Origin of the sequence: Ensifer oleiphilus, from assembly GCF_013371465.1 — a bacterium.
Lineage (GTDB): Bacteria > Pseudomonadota > Alphaproteobacteria > Rhizobiales > Rhizobiaceae > Ensifer > Ensifer oleiphilus.
Genome location: NZ_JABWDU010000003.1, coordinates 331,499 through 347,167, shown reverse-complemented (window position 1 = coordinate 347,167; position 15,669 = coordinate 331,499). Strand labels below are relative to the sequence as shown.

Below are 15,669 nucleotides of genomic sequence, written 5' to 3'. Positions count from 1 at the left end.
CGGGCACAGGAAAGGCAGGAAACCATGAAGTTCGCAGTCTCCCTCACGATGGAACGCTTCTCACCGGAGGTGCCGATGGAGCGGGTGAAAAGCAATCTGCTTCAACTCGCGCGAATTGCCGACGAAGGTGGTTTCGAGGCGCTCTGGACCGCTGAACACCATACCCTCGAATGCACGATCTCGCCGAACCCGTTCCAGACGCTGGTCTGGCTTGCCCAGCACACCGATCGCATCCGGCTGGGTACCTCCACGCTGGTGGCGCCCTACTGGAACCCGATCAGGCTCGCAGGCGAGTCGGCGCTTTGCGACCACCTGACCAACGGCCGCCTGGAGTTCGGTATCGCGCGCGGTTCCTACCAGTACGAATTCGACCGCATGGCTGGAGGCATGCCGCAGCAGGAAGGCGTCGCCTACATGAAGGAAATCGTGCCGGCCGTGAAAAAACTCTGGTCCGGCGACTATGCGCATGAGGGGCACTATTGGAAGTTCCCGATCACGGCGGCCGTGCCAAAGCCGCTTCAGCAACCCCATCCCCCAATCTGGGTGGCGGCGCGCGATCCGGGTACCTTCGACTGGGCAATCGCAAACGGCGCCAGCATCCTGTCAACGCCGCTCTCTGCGCCGGCTGCGGAAATTCAGGTGCTTTCCGACAAGTTTCACAAGGCAGTCGCCGATCATCCTGAGGTGCCGCGGCCGCGTTTCATGATGCAGCGCCGGACCTGCGTCTACGACAGGCCGGACGGTTGGGAACGCGCTGTGAAGCACAGCATGGACTACGGCCGTGCCTTCGAAAACCTAATGCAGAATATCGGGACGGTGCACAACGGGTTCCCCGAGGCCGTGCCCTACGAAGCGGTCAAGGGCAAGGACAACTACAATCCGGAAAACATCCGCAAGAACCTGATGTTCGGCACGCCGGACGAGGCGATCGAGAAGTTGCTGGCCTACGAGGCTGCCGGCGTCGATCAATACTGCCTCGGCCTGACCTTCAATCTGCCCTTCGAAATGCAGAAGCGGACGCTTGAGCTGTTCGTCACGGAGATCATGCCCTTTTTTGCAGCCCGCGAAAAAGAGCAGAAGCGCGTCGCAGTGGGGCGCTGACGATGACAGGGGTCCAGCGTCATACCATCGGCGAAGTAACGCTCAACTACCGCATCGAGGGGGACGGCGAGCCGCTCGTCTGTATCCACGGTGTCGGATCCTATCTGGAGGCGTGGTCGGGCGTGGTTGAGCGGCTGAAGGACCGCTTTACCATCCTGACCTTCGATCTGCGCGGCCACGGCCAGTCGAGCCGGGTCATGGGGCGATACGAGATCGACGACTTCGTCAACGAGACGTTGGCGCTTGCCGACCGAGCGGGGTTCCCCGTATTCAATCTCGCCGGCTTCTCGCTGGGTGGCCTGATCGCCCAGCGCCTGGCGCTGACCCATCTTCAGCGATTGCGCAGGCTGGTTCTTCTGTCGACCGTTGCCGGCCGCACGCCGCTCGAGCGCGCGCGCGTTCTTGAGCGCCTTGCCGCGCTCAGAGCGGGTACACCTGCAGATCACCACAATGCCTCGCTGTCGCGATGGCTGACGGAAGACTTTCAGGAGCGCAACCCGGATATCATTGCAAGGCTGCGATCGCGCGACGCCGAAAATGATCCGGATTGCTATGCCTCTGCCTACCGGGTGCTGGCTGAGACGGACTTCGGCGGCTTCCTCGACCAAATCCGCTGCCCGACGCTGATCGCCACCGGCGAGGACGATGCCGGCTCCAATCCGCGCATGGCCCGTTACATGCATGAGCGCATCCCCGGATCGATGCTCCGGATCCTGCCGGGTTTGCGCCATTCGATCCTCATCGAAGCGCCTGACGCCGTAGCGGACCTGATGAGTGAATTTCTGAGCCAGGGAGAGACGGTCGATGGATGAGGCTCTGCAGAGAAGAGGCGAGGCTGTCAGGCGCAAAGTACTCGGCGACGAGTATGTCGATCGGGCAATCGGCAACAGCGATGCCTTCTCGCGCCCCTTCCAGGATCTGCTGAACGAGTATTGCTGGGGCACCGCGTGGACGGACGAGGGGCTGAATCTGAAGAGCCGAAGCCTGCTCAACCTTGGAATGCTAGCGGCTCTCAACCGCATGCATGAATTCGCCATCCATTTCCGCGGCGCGATCCGCAACGGTCTGACCGATGAAGAGCTTCGTGCGGCACTCGTCCAGATCGCGATTTATTGCGGCATTCCCGCGGGCGTCGAAGCCTTCCGGATCGCCCGGACTGTGCGTGACGAAATGGACAAGAAGGAAGAGCGCTGATTTCCACGTTTATGAGGAAAGGGCGGCTCCGCGCTGCCTCGTATCGCCGGAAGACGGAAGGGCGTCTGAGAACTCAAGATCACCCCTATGGCAGGAAGAGGACCCTGCCAAAACCCAGAACGACAAGAGGGAACGACAGAATGAACACTTTCGCCAGACTGACAGCGGCGGCCGCATCGATTGCCATATCGTTCGCGGCGCTTCCGGCTTACGCCGGTGCCGTCCTTGACCGCGTGCTCGACGCAAAAACCCTGAAGGTTGCAACCGACGCCAGTTGGGCGCCGCAGTCCTTCATGAACGACAAGAACGAGATGGACGGTTTCGACATCGATGTCGCCAAGGAAATCGGCAAGCGCCTCGGTGTCGGCGTCGAGTTTGTCACCCCGGGCTGGGATATCATCACCGCCGGCAACTGGCAGGGCCGCTGGGACATGCATGTGGGCTCGATGACGCCGACCAGGGAACGCGCCAAGATATTCGACTTTCCGGCCGTCTACTACTACACGCCGGCGGCGGTCGCCGTCCACAAGGATAGTCTCGCCATCACCTTGATCGACCTGGATGGCAAGGTCGTCGGAACAACGGCAACGTCGACCTTCGAAGCCTACGCCAAGCAGGAATTGACGCTCGATGCCGCTGGGGCTCCCGCCTTCGAATACGCCTTCAAGCCGAAGGAAGTGAAGTCCTACGCCAACTCGACAACGGCCTTTGACGACCTGCGCCTCGGCGACGGCGTTCGCGTCGATGCGGTGGTGTCGTCGTTGCCGAGTATCCGCGATGCCATCAAGGCCGGGTATCCGATCAAGCAGGTCGGCGACCCCGTCTTCTACGAGCCGCTCGCCGTTGCCATCGAGCACGGCGACAAGGAACTGAACGACAAGATCGCTGAAGCGATCAAGGCGATGCAAAGCGACGGCACGCTGAGCAAGCTGTCCGAGAAGTGGTACGGCGTCGACTACACCGTCGTGAAATAGCCCTTCCCACACCTGGCGGTCCGGGTCGGTCCGGACCGCCTTTTTGTCCAGAGGGACTAAGATGCTTTATCCGGATACCGTTGAGTCCGTCGTACTCGTCCACCAGCCGCGGTTCGTCGCGACGATGTTCGCCGCCGCCCTGGTCGTCTTCACCGTCTTCAATCTGACCGGCACGACAATGGGCGAACTCATGCGCCCGGTGATCGGTGAGCCTTTGCAAAGCGGCTTCTACGGCCGTTTCGCCATTGCCCTTGTGATCGCAGCGCTCTTTTGCCTGAACATCGTTCTGATTGGCTTTGCCAGCCTCAAGATCCAGATCGCTATTGTATGGATTGAGCTTCTCCTGGTGTTTCTCGCCTTCTTCCAGACGTTTCACCTCAGCCTGCCGTTTATCGAGCAGAAGCTTCCTTTCCTGATCGCGCAGGGCCTTGTGACGACCGTCTATGTGTCGGCGATTTCGATTGCAATCGCCTCGCTCATCGCCATCCTTGGTGCGGTAGCAAAACTGTCGACCAACGGTTTTGCCTACGCGATCGCAAGCTTCTACACATCGTTCTTTCGCGGGCTGCCACTCCTGATGCAGGTCTATTTGATCTATCTGGGTCTGCCTCAGCTTGGCATCATCATCGATGCCGTTCCGGCAGGTATCCTGGCACTTTCGCTCTGCTACGGCGCTTACATGACGGAAATCTTCCGGTCCGGCATCCAGAGCATCGACCGCGGCCAGTGGGAGGCATCAAGGTCGATCGGCTTTGGCTTCGGACTGACCATGCGCAAGATTATCCTGCCGCAAGCGCTGCCCGTCATAATTCCGCCAACAGGCAACCAGTTCATTTCGATGCTGAAAGATAGCTCGCTCGTCTCCGTGATTGGCGTCTGGGAATTGATGTTCCTGGCGCGCACGCTTGGCCAGAAAACGTTCCAGCACATGGAAATGCTTATCTCAGCCGCCATGCTCTACTGGATCATGTCAATCTGCCTCGAACTCATCCAGTCCCGCATCGAACGCCACTATGCCAGGAGCAAGGTCAGATGAGTGCAGAGACCATTATCGACGTCAGGAACGTGTCCAAATGGTACGGTGCGTTTCAGGTGCTGACGGATATCAACCTGAAGGTCCGCAAGGGAGAACGTATCGTCATATGCGGCCCGTCCGGGTCGGGCAAATCGACATTGATCCGCTGCTTCAATCGACTGGAGGCCCACCAGGAAGGCGAGATCGTCGTCAACGGCATCAACCTGCACGCCAAGATGCGCAATGTCTCGGACGTGCGGCGCAATGTCGGCATGGTGTTTCAGCATTTCAACCTGTTTCCGCACATGACTGTGCTGATGAACTGCATGGTTGGGCCGATGTGGATCAGTGGTGTGCCGGAGGCCGAGGCGCGGGCAAGGGCACTGAAGTATCTTGAGCGGGTTCGTATTCCTGAACAGGCAAACAAGTTCCCGGTCCAGCTTTCGGGTGGCCAGCAGCAGCGTGTGGCGATCGCCCGCTCACTCTGCATGCAGCCGGCAGTGATGCTGTTCGACGAGCCCACCTCGGCCCTTGACCCTGAAATGGTGTCGGAAGTGCTCGAAACCATGACTGCTCTCGCCAAGGACGGAATGACAATGGTCTGTGTCACCCACGAAATGGGGTTCGCGCGCGCGGTCGCTGACCGTGTGATATTCATGAACGGCGGGCAGATTGTCGAGGAGGCGACCCCTGACGAATTCTTCACCAGTCCCAAACACGAACGCACGCAGGTCTTCCTCAGCCAGATACTGAAGCACTGATTGGCGAATGTACTGAAGGAAGAGCGGCAGGGTATGGACGTCACTGACACACTCCCGGGGAAATTGCTCCTGAGAACGGTGCGGTTCACATCCCGTCGACCTAGCCTCGGAATCCGCGCGGCCAGAATATCAGCCTTGCCTGCGCGGTATCTGATCCCCTTCTGACAATTTGGCGATTTCCGACCGCCACGAAATTGCTCCGACACTGCGGATGGAACTCACGAGGGCCGGAGCGATCTGCTCCGACTGCGGTGCGAGGATTCCTGACGATGTCGACCTGCCCTTCACGGTCTTTTCGGCTGCGTTATGCCCAGCCCCGCGCTGACGGCAGTAACGGGAGCGCAAGCGGATTCCCGCGGCCCATTGTCATCAGCTCCGCCAGGAGGAATGCGGTCGTCGGACCCAAAGTGAAGCCCTGGTGTCCGTGGCCAAAATGAAAAAACAGACCCCTGTGCCGGGTCGGGCCGACGACAGGCAGCATGTCGGGCATGCAGGGCCGAGTGCCCGACCATGGTGTGGCTTCAACGGGGTCTCGCAGTGCAAAAAGATCACGGGCAGCGTCGGTCGCGTGTCGAATTTGTCGCGATGCCGGCGCTGTTCCCGGCGGCGTCATATGCGCGCCGGTCAAGACCCGCCATCCGGCGTTCATCGGCGCAACCAGCGTGGAATTGTCGACGTCCAGCATTGAGACGCGCGGCCCGTGCTCTCCTGAAAAATGCCTGTGGTAACCGCGCTTGAACACCATGGGTATGCGATAGCCGAACGTCTTTACGAGCGTAGGCGACCATGGCCCCAGGGCAACGACCGCGTTTTCAGCGCCGACAACGCCATCCTCGGACAATACCCGCCAACCCGCACCATTCGGTCGCAAGGTCATTGCGTCGCCGCGTGCCAGCGTACCGCCACGCGCCACGAAGAGAGCGGCGTATCGCGCAACCAGCTCGCCCGGATCACGGCAGGTCCAGGGCGAGGTCCAGTGGACGGCACCCGCGAGCCGACGCTGCAGCGCCGGTTCGCTTGCGGCAAGATCGTCCGTGCCTAGAACAGCTGACGGCACGCCATAGACACGCTTCAGCCGGTCCGCATCGGCTGCAGCCGCTTCGAAACTCGCGGGCGTACGATAGACGGCGCGCCACCCTTGCCGGACAATCAGGTCGCTTGCGCCGGCGGGTTCGATAAAGCGCGCGTGATCGTCGCTCGCCCTGAGCGCGAGCTGTGAATAGGCCGCGATGGTTCTCGCGTAAGGCTCAGCCGCCGACTGCGTGAAATACCGCAAGAGCGGCCCCGCCACGCGTGGCAAATCGCGAAGCCGCCAATCGACGTCGTTGCCGCGCTTCAGCGCCACCCTGGCGATCTCGCTTACGCTGCGCGGGAAGGGATAGGGCTCTACGGCCTCGGTCTGGATGATGCCGGCGTTGCCATAGCTTGTTTCCCGCCCCGGTGCCTGGCGATCCAGTAGCACCACCTGGTGCCCGTTCTCCTGCAAGGCAAGCGCGGTTGAGACGCCGACCATGCCGGCGCCAAGGACAATCGAGGTGGTCATGAATGGGATCCGTTGCGGAGTTGGTCAGAAAGTCAGGCGTGAATTGTAGCCGACCACGAACTGGATGAAGCGCGAGACGTCGACCATGTCGTCGCCCTGGTAGCGGATCGTGTAACCGTCGGTGCGTTCGACGCCCTTGAGGTAGGAGAGATACTCGGCCGGCAGACGATTTCGGAACACGATCTCCAGGACCGGATTTTCCAGCTTGAACGGTTTCGCCGCACCGGCTGTTGACAGCGCCGCCTTGACGCCCTCGCGAATCCGACGATGCGCGACGGCCGGCGTCAGCGATATCGCCGACTGTGTGCTGTAAACCTGCTTGACCGGCACCGTCACGATATCGCCGATGCAGGCCTTGATCTCGTCAAGGGCGATATTGTCGCCGGAGGCGAGCAAGACGGGCACGTCGAAATGTCCGGCAATGGCGGCGTTGATACCGGCTTCCGGCATGACGTCACCGTTGATGCGCACCTCGGCAAACGCCGTGCCGCCGATCGTGTGCGACAGAACCCCACCCGGATGGCTTGCCCCGGCGTGGTAGCCGAGCAGCATCGCACCGACGAAGGAGCCGAGCTCGACGCCCTGCATCATCATCAGCGGTCGCGGCCAGCTGCGCACGATCTGCACATAGTCTGGCAGACGGTCAATCAGGATGCTCTCGCCATTGCCGTGGGAATCGCTGAGGATGACTTCCTCCACGCCTTCCTCGTGCGCGGCCTCGCAGGCGTGAACGACGGTATCGGTCATCCAGCGGCGCGCGTTTTCGTATTCGAAACCTTCCGGCATCAGTTGGTCGCGGCTGACGACCCCGACGATCCCCTCGATGTCAGCTGAGATGTAGATGCGCATTCCTGCCTCCCCGGCCAGCCGCGCGATGGCGCGAATGATGCATTTGACTTTCCTACGGTAAACATAGTTTTATGATTAGAAAATATCTTTCTTTCTGGCGGAGGCAAAAATGAAACTGTTTATTGCGGGTCTGGACACCGAAACCAATACCTTTTCGCCGATGCAGACGGGGCTCGAGGCTTTCCAGGAAAACCTGATCGCCTATGGCGACGCAACCAGCAAACCACTGACGTGCTGCTCGTCGCAGATGCTGGTCTGGCGCAATGCCGCCGAAGAAGAGGGCTGGGACGTGGTTGAGAGCCTCTGCGCCGTGGCCGAGCCAGGCGGCAGGACCACGCGGACCGTCTATGAGAGCTTCCGCACAACGATCCTCGACGACCTCAAGGCCGCCATGCCGGTCGACGCCGTCATGCTGGCGCTGCACGGCGCGTGCGTCGCAGACGGCTATGACGATGTCGAGGGGGATCTGATCGAGCACGTGCGCGCAGTGGTCGGGCCGAATGTCCCGGTTGCCGCCGAGCTCGATCTGCATTGCCACATCACCGATCGCATGATTGCCAACGCGACGATGATCGCCACCTACAAGGAGTATCCGCACACCGACATCGAGGAGGTCGCAGCCCAGTTGTTCCAGCTGATGAAGCGGACCCTTGCGGGTGAAGTGCGGCCGGTGATGGCCCTCTATGACTGCCGGATGATCAATACCTTCCATCCGCATCGCGCGCCGTTGCGCGGCATCGTCGACCGCATGAAGGCGATGGAGGGGCAGGATGGTATTCTCTCGGTCTCCTTCGGTCACGGCTTCCCCTGGGGCGACGTCGAGGATGTCGGCGCCAAGATGCTCGTCGTGACCGACGATGATAAGGAGAAGGCGGCACGCACCGCGGAGGCCATCGGCAGGGAGATATTCGATGCGCGTGAGCACATGCGCGGCACCTATCTCGGCATCGATGCCGCGCTGGACCTGGCCGTCGCCGCAAAGAGTGGACCGGTCGTGCTGGCCGATGTCTCCGACAATGCCGGCGGCGGGGCGCCTGGAGACTCGACCTTCATCCTGCGCCGCATCATCGAGCGCGGCATCGAGAACGTGGCGACCTGCCTCTATTGGGACCCGATTGCGGTGCGTATGTGCCGCGAGGCGGGAGAAGGGGCGACGCTGGCCCTGAGGATCGGCGGCAAGGTCGGGCCGGCCTCCGGCGATCCCGTGGACCTGACCGTGAAAGTCAGGCGCATTGCCTCCGGCGTTACCCAGCGCTTCGGGCCGACGCCGCTCGGCATCGGCGACGCTGTCTGGGTCACGGCAGGCGGCATCGACATCGTGCTCAACACGCTGCGCACACAGGTCTTCCACCCGGAATGCATGACGGCGCTGGGCCTCGACCCGACGCAGAAGAAGATCGTCGTGGTGAAATCGAGCAACCACTTCCGCGCCGGCTTCGAACCCATCGCCAGCGAAATCCTCTATGTTGGCGGCCCCGGCGCCCTGCAGCCCAACTTCGAGGCGCTGCCCTTCACCAAACTGAAACGCCTCTATTGGCCGAAGGTCGCCGACCCGTTTGCGCAGGAGGACGGATGCCATGCGGCGGCGCTCACGGCATAGACCTCTGGCGAACCATCGCTGTCGTCGATGCAGACGGCGGATGGACTGCAGGTCGAGCCGATGACGCCGGCATGCAAGGGTGGCATTGCTTTTCGGGCCGATGTTGATTTCGGCCCCGTATTATAGGAAATGGTTTTCCTATCATGCCAATCGGATTCTGCCCGCGTCGCTGGCTGAGCCGAGACCGGCGGGCGGTCGTGACGGCTGCGGGCAAATTGGAGACGCCTACGATGACCGATGCGAAATCCACCCTAGGCGATATCTTGAAGGAGATTCGCAACCGTAATCGCTGGACGCTGGCAGAGGTGAGCTCGATGACGGGACTGGCCGTCTCGACCCTTTCCAAGGTCGAGAACAACCAGATGCAGCTCACCTACGACCGGTTGGTCCAGCTGGCCCAAGGCCTGAAAGTCGATATCGTCGAGCTTTTCGGGACCACGGCCGGCGCCGAGGAGGCGCCCAGCATGCTGGGACGCCGCACCTACACCAGAACCGGTGAGGGGCGGGAGATCATCACGCAGAACTACGACTATCTCTATGTTTGTACTGAGATTTCGAAGAAGTCGATGGTTCCGATCGTGGCGGTGGCCCGCGCCCGCACACTCGACGAATTCGGGCCACTGATCCGACATAAGGGCGAAGAGTTCTTCTACGTTGTCGAAGGGGAACTCGAGCTCCATACCGAGATCTATGCACCCTTGCGGCTCAGGAAGGGCGATTCCTGCTACTTCGACGCCATGATGGGGCACGCCTATCTCAGCGTGAGCGAAGAGCCTGCGCAAATCCTGTGCGTCTGCTCTACCCCGGAAACCGAATTGGTCTCCACCCTGTCGAACGCGCAGACGATCAAGTCCAAAGGCTGATACAACTAAAAACGAGTACGATAAGAAAAAATATTGCACTTAGGAAAATCGTTTCCTACTCTAGTGCTGCGGTTGGTGCCGGGAGGGCATCGTGCACCGCAGTTCTGGGGAGGACTACGAGATGAACGGTTCCAAGTGGAAATCGATTGGCGTCGCCTTGCTTCTGGCATCAACGCCGCTTTCCGGCGCGATCGCTGCGCAGGACGTCCTGGTGTTGGCGCGAGCGGAAGATCCGCCGACCGCCGATCCTGGCGTTGAAATCAGCAACAGTGGCTACACACTCATTTATGCTGCCTATGAGAGGCTCGTCGCCTACAAGGGCGGCTCGACGGAAGTCGGGCCGGAACTGGCCGAAAGCTGGACGGCCGACGACGCCGGTCTCGTGTGGACCTTCAAGCTCGCCAGCGGCCACAAGTTCGATGACGGCGCACCGGTCGACGCGGCCGCGGTCAAGTTCAGCTTCGATCGGCTGATGAAGCTGAAGGCAGGCCCCTCCGACGCGTTTCCGGTGCTGAAGGAAGTCGAGGTCGTCGATCCGCAGACGGTGAAGTTCCATCTGACGGCGCCCTTTGCCCCCTTCATCTCGACGCTCGCCGTCTCCGGCGCGGCCATCGTCAATCCCAAGGTGATGGAGCACGAGAAGGACGGCGACATGGCGAAGGCCTGGCTCGCGGAGCACTCCGCAGGCAGCGGCCCCTACCGTATCGCCTCCTGGGAGCGCAACCAGAGCATCGTCCTCGACCGCAACGAACATTACGCGGGCACCAAGCCGGCGCTGAAACAAGTCGTCATCCGCATCGTCGGCGACGTCTCGGCCCGCCGTCTGCAATTGACGAGCGGTGATGCCGACATCATCGAACAGATCCCGCTCGATCAGGCAGAGGCGTTGCAGAAAGACGCCTCCGTCGTGGTGGAGAGCAATCCCAGCATGTATGTGAACTACATCTACATGAACAACCGCCAGCCGCCGCTGGATGATGCCAAGGTGCGCCAGGCGATTTCCTATGCGGTCGACTATCAGGGCATCATCGACGGCATTATGCTCGGCCAGGCCAAGCAGATGCGCGGCGCGGTGCCGAGCGGCATGTGGGGGCACGATCCGCAGGGATTCCAGTACACATACGATGTCGAGAAGGCCAAGGCCCTGCTTGCCGAATCCGGCAAGAGCGACATCCGCCTGACTTACACCTTCTCCCAGGCCGATCCCGCGTGGGAGCCGGTCGGGCTTGCACTGCAGGCGTCGCTTGCCGAAATCGGCGTCAAGCTCGACCTGCAGGCGGTCGCCGACACGACCAAGCGCGAACTGGTGGCCAACGGCAAGTTCGATATGGCGCCCGGTGCCTGGACGCCTGACTTCGCCGACCCCTACATGTTCATGAACTATTGGTTCGACGCCGGCAAAATGGGTGGTCCTGGCAACCGTTCCTTCTACGACAACGCCAAGGTGACCGAACTCGTGCAAGAGGCGGCAGCCATCGTCGACGAGGGGAAGCGCAAGGAGCTCTATGTCGAAGCGCAGACGCTCTCGACGCAGGACGCGCCCTATCTCTACATCATGGAAAAGAACGACATCTTCGCCCGCCGCGCGGTCGTCAAAGGCTATGTCTACAATCCCATGCTGATCCAGGTCTACAACTTCGGAACGATGTCGAAAACGGAATGAGAAAGCGGGATCGCACCGATCCTGTGGCCGCAACAGGCCCCATTCCACGGAGCATCTGCCGCCAGCCTTAACGGCTGTCGCGGCAGGGTTTCATCGTTCCCAAGCAAGGCAGGGTGCTCCTGCCAGAAGGGCCGACGTCCATGGCAATCACCCGCATCATCATCCCGCGCCTCGTTCTTCTGCTTTTCGTGGTGTTAGGCGTCGCCATCATTACGTTTACAATCTCGCATCTCATACCGGGAGATCCGGCACGCATGATCGCCGGCGACCGGGCGAGCGCCGAAACGCTTGAAAACGTCAGGCGCAATCTGGGTCTTGATCGACCTGTGGTCGAGCAGTTCACGATCTATATCGGCAATCTGCTGCAGGGGGATCTCGGGACATCGCTGCGCACCAATCGCCCTGTTGCCGGCGATATCCGCACCTTCCTGCCAGCGACGCTGGAGCTCGGATCAGTCGCGCTCTTCATCGCCATCTGTCTTGGCGTGCCGCTTGGCGTGCTGTCGGCGGTCTACAAGGACGGTCCGATCGACCAGATTGCACGAACTGTCTCCGTCTGCGGCATCTCGATGCCGGTGTTCTGGTTCGGTCTTATCCTGATCTATCTCTTCTACGCCAAGTTCCAGATCCTGCCTGGCAGCGGTCGCCTGGCCATGGGCATCGTCGCGCCCGAACGCATCACCGGATTCCTGTTGATCGACTCGCTGCTGCAAGGCCGCTTCGACGCCTTTCGCAGTGCCGTCTACCACATCATCCTGCCGGGCTTCGTGCTGGCCTTCGCCAATATGGGGGTGATCACGCGCCAGATTCGCGCCTCGATGCTGGATGTCCTTCAGGAGGACTACATTCGGACCGCGCGCGCCAGCGGTCTGCGCAAGCGCATGATCATCTTCAACTATGCGCTCAGAAACGCACTGATCCCTTCGATAACCCTGTTGGGGCTGGCACTTGGCGATCTTCTCTATGGCGCGGTGCTGACCGAGACGATCTTCGCCTGGCCCGGCATGGGTACCTATGTCGTTACCTCCATTCAGACGCTCGATTTTCCAGCCATCATGGGTTTCACGATCGTCGCCTCCATCGGGTATGTGCTGATCAATCTCCTGGTCGATCTCGCCTACATGCTCGCCGACCCGCAGATCAGGGAGGTCTGATCATGTCCGCCGTCATGCCGACTGAACCCGCCACGGCGAGCCCTGCGATGCGCAGAGCCAAGTCCATCTCCGAGCGCCTGCTGTATCTTTGGTACCTCAGCCGCCGGAGCCCGCTGACGCTGGTCGGCGCTGCCATCATCCTGCTCGTGCTTTTCATGATTATCGCCGCGCCGATGATCGCGCCCTACAACCCGGACAAGGTCTCGCTGACGGCGCGCCTGCTGCCACCAAGTGCTGTCCATTGGTTCGGCACCGACGAGGTCGGCCGCGACCTGTTTTCGCGCGTGATCTACGGGGCAAGAGCATCCTGTGGCGCTGCCTTCATGATCGTCCTGATTTCGATGTTGGTCGGGGTGCTGATCGGCTGTTTTTCCGGTGTGGTCGGCGGACGGGTCGACACCGCCATCATGCGGCTGATGGACGTCGTCCTTGCTTTGCCCGCACTCGTGTTGGCCATGGCGTTGGCGGCCGCACTTGGTCCGAGCCTGTTCAACTCCATGCTGGCCGTGGCGATCGTGCGTATTCCCGCCTATGTGCGCCTGGCCCGAGGCCAGACGCTTTCCCTGCGCGAGCAGGTCTTCGTCAAGGCGTCGCGCACTTTCGGCGCCTCGCCGTTCTACATCCTGCGCTGGCATATCCTGCCAAACGCCATGTCGCCGATTATCGTGCAGGCGACACTCGATCTTGGCGGCGTCGTTTTGATCGCGGCCGCCCTGAGCTTCATCGGCCTCGGCGCCCAGCCGCCCACTGCCGAGTGGGGCGCGCTCGTCAGCAGCGGCCGCAGCTACATGCTCGATCAGTGGTGGTACGCGACCTTCCCGGGTCTCGCCATTCTGATCACGGCCATGGGATGCAATCTCGTTGGCGACGGCATCCGCGATATGCTCGACCCGCGCCTGAGGGGCAGATGATGACCGCTACCGTCCAATCTCGCGGCCAGGCGCTGGCCATTCAGAATCTATCGCTGGAGTTTCCAACCTTCAGCGGCGCGATCAAAGCGCTCGACAATGTCTCGATCAATGTCGCAAAGGCAGAGATCGTCGGGATTGTCGGCGAGTCCGGCTGCGGCAAATCGGTGACGACCATGGCTGCAACCGGGCTGCTGCCGAAGGGGCGCTACAGGATCACCGGCGGCTCGGTCCGGCTCTTTGGCCATAGCACCCTGACCATGGACGAGAGCCAGTTGCAGGACGTGCGCGGCAAGATGGTCTCGACCATCTTCCAGGAACCGATGAACGCGCTCAACCCGACGATCCGCATCGGCAAGCAACTGACCGACGTCATCATGCGTCACGAGGAGGCAAGCCTGTCGGATGCCAGGCGCATTGCCCGGGATATTCTTGCCGACATGCTGATCGGCGAGCCCGAGCGGGTCATGAAGCAATACCCATTCGAACTCTCCGGCGGCATGCGCCAACGGGTTCTGATCGCGATGGCATTCTCGTGCAATCCCGGGCTCATCATCGCCGACGAGCCGACGACTGCGCTCGATGTCACCGTCCAGGCCGTGATCCTGCGGCTTATCCAGAACCGTGCGCGCCGGACCGGAACGTCGGTGATCTTCATCTCGCATAACGTTGCCGTCGTGTCGCAGCTCTGCGATCGACTTTACGTGATGTATGCCGGAAGGATCGTCGAGCATGGCGCGACCCGAACCGTTCTCGACGCGCCGCAGCATCCCTATACCCAGGCACTGCTGCGCTGCTTGCCGGAACGGGTGGCGCCGAAGCAGGAGCTCGAAGCGATCACCGGCGCAGTCCCGAACCTCATGCAACCGCCTGCCGGCTGCTATTTCCAGCCGCGATGCAAGGAAGCGATCGATCTCTGTCGATCCCGATCGCCGCAGCTGGCGGGGGCCGAGGGCCGTGAGGTGGCGTGCTGGCGGCGTGGTGTTGGACTGGAAATAGCAGAGCAGGGGAGCCGGCCATGACCGAAGGCGTTGACATGATAGCCCGTCCGGTCCTGGAGGTTTCCGATCTCAACGTCCGTTTCCCGGCGTCCCGCGACTGGCTCGGCCGCCCCAACTCGCATGTGCACGCCGTCAATGGTGTCAGCCTTCAGGTTCGCCGTGGTGGAAGCCTCGGCATTGTCGGTGAGTCCGGTTGCGGCAAGAGCACGCTTGCTCAGGCGATCATCGGGCTTGCGCCCTACGAAAAGGGCAGGGTGGCGATCGCTGGCCAGGATCTGCAGGCAGCCCAGGGAAAACAGAAGCGCGAACTGCGGCAGAAGATGCAGATCGTTTTCCAGGATCCGCAATCCTCGCTCGATCGGCGGCTGCCGGTCTGGCGACTGATCAGCGAACCGCTGCATATTCGCGGCGGGCACAGCAGTGCCGAACTGCATGCGAAGGCGGAACAGCTGGCCGCTGCGGTCGGCTTGAGGCCGGAACATCTGGATCGTCTGCCGCATGAATTTTCCGGCGGCCAGCGCCAACGCATCGCGATCGCCCGCGCCATGAGCACGGATCCCGATCTCATGGTGTTGGACGAGCCGACATCGGCGCTCGATGTGTCGGTGCAGGCGCAGATCGTCAACCTGCTCTTGAAGTTGCAGCGGGAGCGGGGGCTGACATACCTGTTGATCTCCCACGATGTCGCGCTGGTGCGCCATTTCTGCGATGACGTCGCCGTGATGTATCTCGGCCAGATCGTGGAATCCGGGCCGGCCGACGCGGTTCTCGGCAATCCTCGGCACCCCTACACCCAAACGCTTCTTGCCTCGGCGCCGAGCTTCGAAACGCCCTTGCCGACCCTGGCCGAGGTTCGGATCGGGGAGCTTCCCAACAACCGCAAACTGCCGACGGGCTGCTTTTACAGGGAACGGTGCAGCAAGGCTGCTGGCGGATGCGAGGCGCCGCAGGGTCTTCGGCGCCTTGATGACGGCGCGCGCCAAGCGAGGTGTCATTTGGCCCAGGGGTGAGGCGCGGAAGAGCGCAACAGCTGCGCTCCACTG

The 15,669-nt window shown here is 61.5% G+C and carries 15 protein-coding genes; 13 read left to right on the top strand and 2 right to left on the bottom strand.

Features of this window, described 5'->3' with window-relative positions:
* Window positions 1–24 precede the first annotated feature (24 nt).
* The 6 genes from HT585_RS14325 to HT585_RS14300 all read left to right on the top strand — a co-directional run bounded on the left by HT585_RS14325 (window position 25) and on the right by HT585_RS14300 (window position 5,045).
* A complete protein-coding gene (locus HT585_RS14325) occupies window positions 25–1,101 on the top strand; it encodes an LLM class flavin-dependent oxidoreductase (RefSeq protein ID WP_176353572.1) in 1,077 nt (358 codons plus the stop codon).
* Between the two features lie 2 nt (window positions 1,102–1,103).
* Window positions 1,104–1,913, top strand: coding sequence for an alpha/beta fold hydrolase (locus tag HT585_RS14320; protein ID WP_176353571.1), 810 nt, complete (start codon window positions 1,104–1,106; stop codon window positions 1,911–1,913).
* Window positions 1,906–2,295 carry a carboxymuconolactone decarboxylase family protein gene (locus tag HT585_RS14315; RefSeq protein ID WP_176353570.1) on the top strand — a complete coding sequence of 130 codons (390 nt, stop codon included), beginning with the start codon at window positions 1,906–1,908 and terminating at the stop codon, window positions 2,293–2,295. The genes HT585_RS14320 and HT585_RS14315 overlap by 8 nt, the downstream gene beginning before the upstream one ends.
* A 140-nt stretch (window positions 2,296–2,435) precedes the next feature.
* The gene (locus HT585_RS14310) at window positions 2,436–3,269 is read left to right on the top strand and encodes a transporter substrate-binding domain-containing protein (protein WP_176353569.1); all 834 of its coding nucleotides are present in this window, start codon (window positions 2,436–2,438) and stop codon (window positions 3,267–3,269) included.
* Window positions 3,270–3,330: 61 nt separating this feature from the next.
* Entirely contained in the window at window positions 3,331–4,305 is a 975-nt protein-coding gene (locus HT585_RS14305) for an amino acid ABC transporter permease (RefSeq protein WP_176353568.1), read from the top strand.
* Complete coding sequence (locus HT585_RS14300; RefSeq protein WP_176353567.1) at window positions 4,302–5,045, top strand: amino acid ABC transporter ATP-binding protein; 744 nt, start codon at window positions 4,302–4,304, stop codon at window positions 5,043–5,045. Before HT585_RS14305 ends, HT585_RS14300 begins: the two co-directional genes overlap by 4 nt.
* A gap of 304 nt (window positions 5,046–5,349) precedes the next feature.
* Here HT585_RS14300 and HT585_RS14295 read toward each other — a convergent pair whose 3' ends face one another.
* Window positions 5,350–6,588: an NAD(P)/FAD-dependent oxidoreductase gene (locus tag HT585_RS14295; RefSeq protein WP_176353566.1), complete on the bottom strand. Its 1,239-nt coding sequence runs from the start codon at window positions 6,586–6,588 to the stop codon at window positions 5,350–5,352.
* Between the two features lie 24 nt (window positions 6,589–6,612).
* Window positions 6,613–7,437: a M55 family metallopeptidase gene (locus HT585_RS14290; protein ID WP_176353565.1), complete on the bottom strand. Its 825-nt coding sequence runs from the start codon at window positions 7,435–7,437 to the stop codon at window positions 6,613–6,615.
* A 109-nt stretch (window positions 7,438–7,546) separates the two neighbouring features.
* Here HT585_RS14290 and HT585_RS14285 point away from each other — a divergent pair, with 109 nt between their 5' ends.
* From HT585_RS14285 to HT585_RS14255, 7 genes are all read left to right on the top strand, one after another.
* On the top strand, window positions 7,547–9,037 hold the full coding sequence (locus HT585_RS14285; RefSeq protein ID WP_176353564.1) for a M81 family metallopeptidase: 1,491 nt from the start codon (window positions 7,547–7,549) through the stop codon (window positions 9,035–9,037).
* A 230-nt stretch (window positions 9,038–9,267) separates the two neighbouring features.
* Window positions 9,268–9,900 carry a helix-turn-helix domain-containing protein gene (locus HT585_RS14280; RefSeq protein ID WP_176353563.1) on the top strand — a complete coding sequence of 211 codons (633 nt, stop codon included), beginning with the start codon at window positions 9,268–9,270 and terminating at the stop codon, window positions 9,898–9,900.
* Window positions 9,901–9,991: 91 nt separating this feature from the next.
* The gene (locus tag HT585_RS14275; RefSeq protein ID WP_343213982.1) at window positions 9,992–11,563 is read left to right on the top strand and encodes an ABC transporter substrate-binding protein; all 1,572 of its coding nucleotides are present in this window, start codon (window positions 9,992–9,994) and stop codon (window positions 11,561–11,563) included.
* A gap of 140 nt (window positions 11,564–11,703) precedes the next feature.
* A complete protein-coding gene (locus tag HT585_RS14270) occupies window positions 11,704–12,717 on the top strand; it encodes an ABC transporter permease (protein WP_176353562.1) in 1,014 nt (337 codons plus the stop codon).
* A gap of 2 nt (window positions 12,718–12,719) precedes the next feature.
* Window positions 12,720–13,628, top strand: coding sequence for a D,D-dipeptide ABC transporter permease (gene ddpC / locus HT585_RS14265; RefSeq protein WP_246707686.1), 909 nt, complete (start codon window positions 12,720–12,722; stop codon window positions 13,626–13,628).
* The gene (locus HT585_RS14260; protein WP_246707685.1) at window positions 13,628–14,647 is read left to right on the top strand and encodes an ABC transporter ATP-binding protein; all 1,020 of its coding nucleotides are present in this window, start codon (window positions 13,628–13,630) and stop codon (window positions 14,645–14,647) included. The genes ddpC and HT585_RS14260 overlap by 1 nt, the downstream gene beginning before the upstream one ends.
* Window positions 14,644–15,636 (top strand): ABC transporter ATP-binding protein, encoded by a 993-nt coding sequence (locus HT585_RS14255; RefSeq protein WP_246707684.1) that lies wholly within the window; start codon window positions 14,644–14,646, stop codon window positions 15,634–15,636. Before HT585_RS14260 ends, HT585_RS14255 begins: the two co-directional genes overlap by 4 nt.
* The last annotated feature ends 33 nt before the right edge of the window (window positions 15,637–15,669 follow it).

Excerpts from the sequence above, each read along its gene's own strand:
- HT585_RS14325 (WP_176353572.1), top strand. The coding sequence starts at position 25 with ATGAAGTTCGCAGTCTCCCTCACGATGGAACGCTTCTCACCGGAGGTG.
- HT585_RS14320 (WP_176353571.1), top strand. The coding sequence starts at position 1,104 with ATGACAGGGGTCCAGCGTCATACCATCGGCGAAGTAACGCTCAACTAC.
- HT585_RS14315 (WP_176353570.1), top strand. The coding sequence starts at position 1,906 with ATGGATGAGGCTCTGCAGAGAAGAGGCGAGGCTGTCAGGCGCAAAGTA.
- HT585_RS14310 (WP_176353569.1), top strand. The coding sequence starts at position 2,436 with ATGAACACTTTCGCCAGACTGACAGCGGCGGCCGCATCGATTGCCATA.
- HT585_RS14305 (WP_176353568.1), top strand. The coding sequence starts at position 3,331 with ATGCTTTATCCGGATACCGTTGAGTCCGTCGTACTCGTCCACCAGCCG.
- HT585_RS14300 (WP_176353567.1), top strand. The coding sequence starts at position 4,302 with ATGAGTGCAGAGACCATTATCGACGTCAGGAACGTGTCCAAATGGTAC.
- HT585_RS14295 (WP_176353566.1), bottom strand. The coding sequence starts at position 6,588 with ATGACCACCTCGATTGTCCTTGGCGCCGGCATGGTCGGCGTCTCAACC.
- HT585_RS14290 (WP_176353565.1), bottom strand. The coding sequence starts at position 7,437 with ATGCGCATCTACATCTCAGCTGACATCGAGGGGATCGTCGGGGTCGTC.
- HT585_RS14285 (WP_176353564.1), top strand. The coding sequence starts at position 7,547 with ATGAAACTGTTTATTGCGGGTCTGGACACCGAAACCAATACCTTTTCG.
- HT585_RS14280 (WP_176353563.1), top strand. The coding sequence starts at position 9,268 with ATGACCGATGCGAAATCCACCCTAGGCGATATCTTGAAGGAGATTCGC.
- HT585_RS14270 (WP_176353562.1), top strand. The coding sequence starts at position 11,704 with ATGGCAATCACCCGCATCATCATCCCGCGCCTCGTTCTTCTGCTTTTC.
- ddpC (WP_246707686.1), top strand. The coding sequence starts at position 12,720 with ATGTCCGCCGTCATGCCGACTGAACCCGCCACGGCGAGCCCTGCGATG.
- HT585_RS14260 (WP_246707685.1), top strand. The coding sequence starts at position 13,628 with ATGACCGCTACCGTCCAATCTCGCGGCCAGGCGCTGGCCATTCAGAAT.
- HT585_RS14255 (WP_246707684.1), top strand. The coding sequence starts at position 14,644 with ATGACCGAAGGCGTTGACATGATAGCCCGTCCGGTCCTGGAGGTTTCC.